This window comes from Streptomyces sp. SID1328 (assembly GCF_009865595.1).
Classification (GTDB): Bacteria; Actinomycetota; Actinomycetes; order Streptomycetales; family Streptomycetaceae; genus Streptomyces; species Streptomyces griseoluteus.
This window is the reverse complement of the sequence record NZ_WWKH01000039.1, coordinates 1-4623: the sequence shown is the minus strand read 5'-3', so window position 1 is coordinate 4623 and position 4623 is coordinate 1. Positions and strand designations below refer to the sequence as shown.

At 67.3% G+C, this 4623-nt stretch carries 5 protein-coding genes; 3 read left to right on the top strand and 2 right to left on the bottom strand.

The window, feature by feature from the left end; all coding sequences use genetic code 11:
- Positions 1–387: 387 nt before the first annotated feature.
- Entirely contained in the window at positions 388–1104 is a 717-nt protein-coding gene (locus tag GT030_RS01340) for a class I SAM-dependent methyltransferase (protein WP_346009534.1), read from the top strand.
- A gap of 261 nt (positions 1105–1365) precedes the next feature.
- Here GT030_RS01340 and GT030_RS01335 read toward each other — a convergent pair whose 3' ends face one another.
- A complete protein-coding gene (locus GT030_RS01335) occupies positions 1366–2067 on the bottom strand; it encodes a TetR/AcrR family transcriptional regulator (RefSeq protein WP_161199423.1) in 702 nt (233 codons plus the stop codon).
- Positions 2068–2336: 269 nt separating this feature from the next.
- Between GT030_RS01335 and GT030_RS35385 the strand changes: the two genes are divergently transcribed.
- Together GT030_RS35385 and GT030_RS01330 are read left to right on the top strand one after the other, a co-directional pair.
- A complete protein-coding gene (locus GT030_RS35385; protein WP_202459547.1) occupies positions 2337–2744 on the top strand; it encodes a hypothetical protein in 408 nt (135 codons plus the stop codon).
- Positions 2745–2862: 118 nt separating this feature from the next.
- Entirely contained in the window at positions 2863–4077 is a 1215-nt protein-coding gene (locus tag GT030_RS01330; protein ID WP_202459546.1) for an FAD-dependent monooxygenase, read from the top strand.
- A 50-nt stretch (positions 4078–4127) separates the two neighbouring features.
- On the opposite strand, the gene GT030_RS01325 is transcribed toward GT030_RS01330, so the two are convergent.
- Positions 4128–4601 carry a hypothetical protein gene (locus tag GT030_RS01325; RefSeq protein ID WP_161199422.1) on the bottom strand — a complete coding sequence of 158 codons (474 nt, stop codon included), beginning with the start codon at positions 4599–4601 and terminating at the stop codon, positions 4128–4130.
- Between the last annotated feature and the right edge of the window lie 22 nt (positions 4602–4623).

The window sequence follows — 4623 nt, the reverse complement described above, 5'->3', positions numbered from 1 at the left end:
CGGTCGCCGGGCGCCGCACTCGTGGATCTCGGGACCGCTGGCCATGGGTAGATTCACGCCTCGGGGGCCGGGGGCCAGGGCCCCACGGTCGGCCAACACCCAGCCACCGAACAGGTGAAACAACACTGACCAGCACAAGAGCCGACCGAGCCGTTACGCGCTGATGAAACCCACGACGAGCCTGGTCCCACTCAGCACGCAACGGCACAACCCCAGCTCCCAGCCCGAACTGCCCGCTGGAACCGTCCACCCGGCCTCTCTCGACGAACCCACCACATCGCAGGCCGACAAACACCCGGCACACCAACAAACCCCCTCCCAGCGTTAGCCGCGCCGAGTGTCACAGTTGGCCATGTCCCGTGCCCTCAGCCAAAAGGAGTGTGCCTGGTGAACTCGATCGTGCGACCGGACGGAGCCACAGGCGAGTGGCCAGATCGAGTGGCCGCCGTACGCCGCGAGCTCGCCGAGCACGGGCCGCCGCGGAGTCCCGATGGCGCTCCGGACTTCGCCACCGTCACGCTGGCGGAGCGCGACTGTGATCAGGTACGTGACCTCCTTGTGGAAGAGCGAGTCGGCACGGTCGTCGAGATCGGGCTCGCCTATGCCAGCTCGGCGCTGGCGATCAGCGAGGCGCTGCTGCGCACCGGTTCACGGAATCCGCGGCATGTGGTTGTCGACCCGTTCCAGTACACGGCGTACGACGGTGTCGGGTGGGAGCTGCTCCGCAGCGCCGGCCTGGGCGACGTCGTCGAGCTGGTGACCGAACCATCGCAGCGGTTCCTTGCCCGGTTGGCCGACGCGGGTTTCGCCGCGGACGCAGCGTTCGTCGACGGCAGCCACCACTTCCACAACGTGTTCGTCGACCTTCACTTCCTGGGCGAGATCGTCCGACCTGGCGGCATCGTGCTGCTCGACGACGTCTGGTGGCCATCGGTCGGCGCTGCCGTGGCGTACTTCGAGACCAATCTGGGGTGGCGTCCGATACCGGGCGCTCTGGCCAACGGGAGTGCCGAGCCGGCCAGCAGTCGGCCGCGGACCGGCGCCTACCGGCTACCAGATCCGCGCCCGACGCCGAACTTCAAGGAGTTCCGACCGTTCTGCTGATGCGGGTAGGGCTCGACGAAGCGTCACCCGCATCGCGCCGTCCGGGGCGTACGCCTGACCCGGCGGCGGTCTTGCCCCGGCCCGGATTGCCGAAGACACACACCGCGCCCTGGGTCGCCATCGCCTGCCCGACTGCCTCGGCCACCGCCCGCACCGACGACGTCCGCACCAGCTGCGCACCCGCCGGCAGGTGAGATGACCTCTGATGACGCGGCCTACGGAACCGGCGGCAGGGATCGTCCCCGCCGGGGGGGGCGACTTCTACGCGGGGCCGGCTTCGCCGCTCTGCGGTCCTTCCCAGTCTGCGGGGGCGAGTTCCTGGGAGACCGGGAGACGGCCGTGCAAGAGGAGGCTGACGAGCTGGTCGACCACCGCCTCATCCGGCGCAATGCGGTTCACCGCGGCCAGGTACACGACCGTTCCGGAGTAGATGTCGACCATCAGTGACGTATCGGTGTCCGACGGCAACCGGCCTGCGAGGCGGGCCCGCTCCAGCAGGTTCACGACCGAAGCGCGGCGGGGTTCGATGAGCTCGGCGAAGGCACCGGTGCCGGTGGGATCCTCGATCACGTCGGCGAGAAGCGCCGGAAGGATCAGGCAGGTGGGCATGGCGGAGACGAGGTCGATGGTCAGACGGACGGCGGTGCGCAGGTCGGCTTCCAGATCACCGGTCTCCTCGATGGCAGGCAGGGGGACTTCCCCACGGAGGGATTCGATCACGAGTGCGGCCTTGTTCGGCCACCACCGGTAGATGGTGGCCTTGCTGACGCCGGCCCGCCGGGCGATGCCATCGAAGGCGAGCCGCTGGTATCCGACCTCACCGAGGAGGTCTTTCGTGGCCCTGAGGACCGCTTTGTGAGACCCCTGGCTGCGCCGCCGCGAGTCATGCGTGATGCGGTCGGGCTCGGCGTACGCAGGAATCATCGTGTCTGGACGGCCGTGCTGCGACCTGGGAGCGTCCACCGCATGCCTCCCTATGTGAGTCACTGACCCCGTTGACTTCGTCCGCAAAACGAGCCAAGGTTAATGAAACGGGGCGTTTCGTACCGTAAAGCCTCGCTTGTACTCAATAGTAAGATCCGCAAGCCTGCCTGGAAACTGCTGTCACTCGTTCAGTACCTCCGGCGAGTGGATCACCGCGCGCCGGACCCGCGCGCAGGATCTGACGCGTGCAGGCGTTCCTCGTGAGCGCCCGAGTTCCCTGTTTCGACCCCCGGAAGGGGGCACATAAGATGCGCGCAACTACGAGCAAGATTCGGCGCATAGCCGCCGCGGTGTGCACGGCTCCCCTCTTTGCCATCGCGGCCGGAGCCGGCGCTGCCAGCGCGGCCACTTTCCCCTCGTCGTCACATGTCGCTTCGTCTCCCTCCTACGACAGCACGAGCCGGGGAGATCGCTGCTTCTTCGGCGGCGGCTGGGGCTGGGGCTGGGGAGATCGATGCTCCTTCGGCGACGGCTGGGGCTGGGGCTGGGGAGACGGCGGCCACTCCGGCGACGGCTGGGGCTTCGGTCACGGGTTCGGCTTCGGTCACGGCTTCGGTCACGGCTTCGGTGGTGACCACGGCGGCGACCACCGCGGTGGTGATCACCGCGGCGGCGACCACGGTGGCGGTGATCACGGCGGCGGGCGTGGTTACTGACGCTCCAGCGCAGTGAGCTCACGATCAACGTGCGGCAGTTGCGTGAGTGCTGCATCCGGATGCCCGGCCAACTCGGGCATCCGGACCGCTCTGGTGCGGCAGGCCTCCCCTTCGACCGGTGGACGGGCGGTGCGCGGCGGTGAAAATCGTCTGTGTCGGTGCGGGGCCTGCGGGACTGTACTTCGCCATCTCGGCCAAGTTGCGCGATGCCGGGCACGAGATCACCGTGTACGACCGCGACCCGCCCGCGGCGACCTACGGCTGGGGCGTCGTGTACTGGGACGACCTGTTGGACGTCCTCTATCGCAATGACCCGGAAAGCGCCCGGGAAGTTACCGCCAAGTCCGTGCTGTGGCAGGACCAGGAGGTGCGGGTGCACGGCTCTGGCGGCGAGCAGACGGCGTACTTCGGGGGTTACGGATACAGCATCAGCCGATCCGCGTTGCTCGATGTCCTGGCCCGGCGTGCCACGCAACTCGGCGTCGACGTCCGATACGGCCACCGAGTCGCAGATGCCTCGACGCTTCCCGAGGCGGACCTCCTCGTTGCCGCCGACGGTGCGAACAGCCAAATCCGTGGACAAAGCGCAGCGTTCGGAACACGCATCGAGGTCGGTCTCAATCGCTACATCTGGCTTGGCACGGACCAGGCCTTCCGCAGTTTCGTGTTCAACTTCGAGCGGACGTCTCCCGGATGGATCTGGTTTCACGCCTACCCGTCGGTCGCTGGAGTCAGCACCTGCATCGTCGAATGCTCACCGCAAACCTGGCACGGTCTGGGACTCGACGAGCTGGCCCACGACCAGGGAATGCGACTGCTGGAGGACATCTTCAAAAACACGCTCGAAGGCCACCGCCTGATCAGCCGATCACGGAACGCATCGCCGCATTGGCAGCGCTTCACACACGTGACCAACAGGACCTGGTACCACGGCACGACGGTACTCGTCGGCGACGCTGCCCATACCACCCACTTCACGCTGGGCTCGGGCACCAGACTGGCAATCATCGACGCGATCGTCCTCGCCCACAGCCTGCAGGAATACCTCGATGTGGAGGACGCGCTGCGGGAGTACGACCGCCATCGCCGCGCGGAACTCCATCCGGTGCAGGCGGCCGCGCGAACCAGCATGGCGTGGTTCGAGCACCTGGACCAATACGCCGACCGCGATGCTGTGGCCTTCGCGCACGCCATGTCGGTACGCCACGGTGGCCAGCAGCCCTGGCATCATCAACTCCACCTTGCCACCCAGATGGCTGCCGTTCGCACGACACGGCGCGCCTTCGCCACTGGCCGACGCTGGTACCTCGCCCGCCGGCGAGGCCAAGGGTAAAGACAGCCAGTGAGTGGCGTCATGATCAATGCGATGGCCACCGATCTCGGTCAGCGCCGGTGTGAGCCGTGCAACACGGGTGAGCCTGCTCCGCCGTTCGCCGGGGTGGGACGGAATCTATGGCTGAAGTTCAGAGCGATGTCCAGGGCGAGGAAGTTCTGTCCGCTGTCCGTGCGAGCGCGCAGCAGGATGCGGTGCTCGGCCACCGGCACCGCTTCGGGCAGTCGGAGGTTACCTGTCTGCCGCCACGGTCCGGCAGCGGGCCGGAGGTCACCCGAGAGCCTCGCGCCCAGGCTCTCGAGCAAGTCGGGGAGCCTGTAATTTCTCTCGAGCATCTTCACAGGCCCGAATTTCATGATCGCTTTGCAGGTGACCCTGGTCAGGTCGACGGGCTCCTTGAGGTGGCCGCTGATCTCCCAGCAGGCCTGGTGCCCCAGCCAGGGCAGCGCGGGCGTCAGCGTGACGGCGAGCTTGTCCAGGACGCAGGTGCCGTCGCTCACGTCTTCCACCAGGCGGATGCTCATGTCACTCCTCACCCGTTTGCGG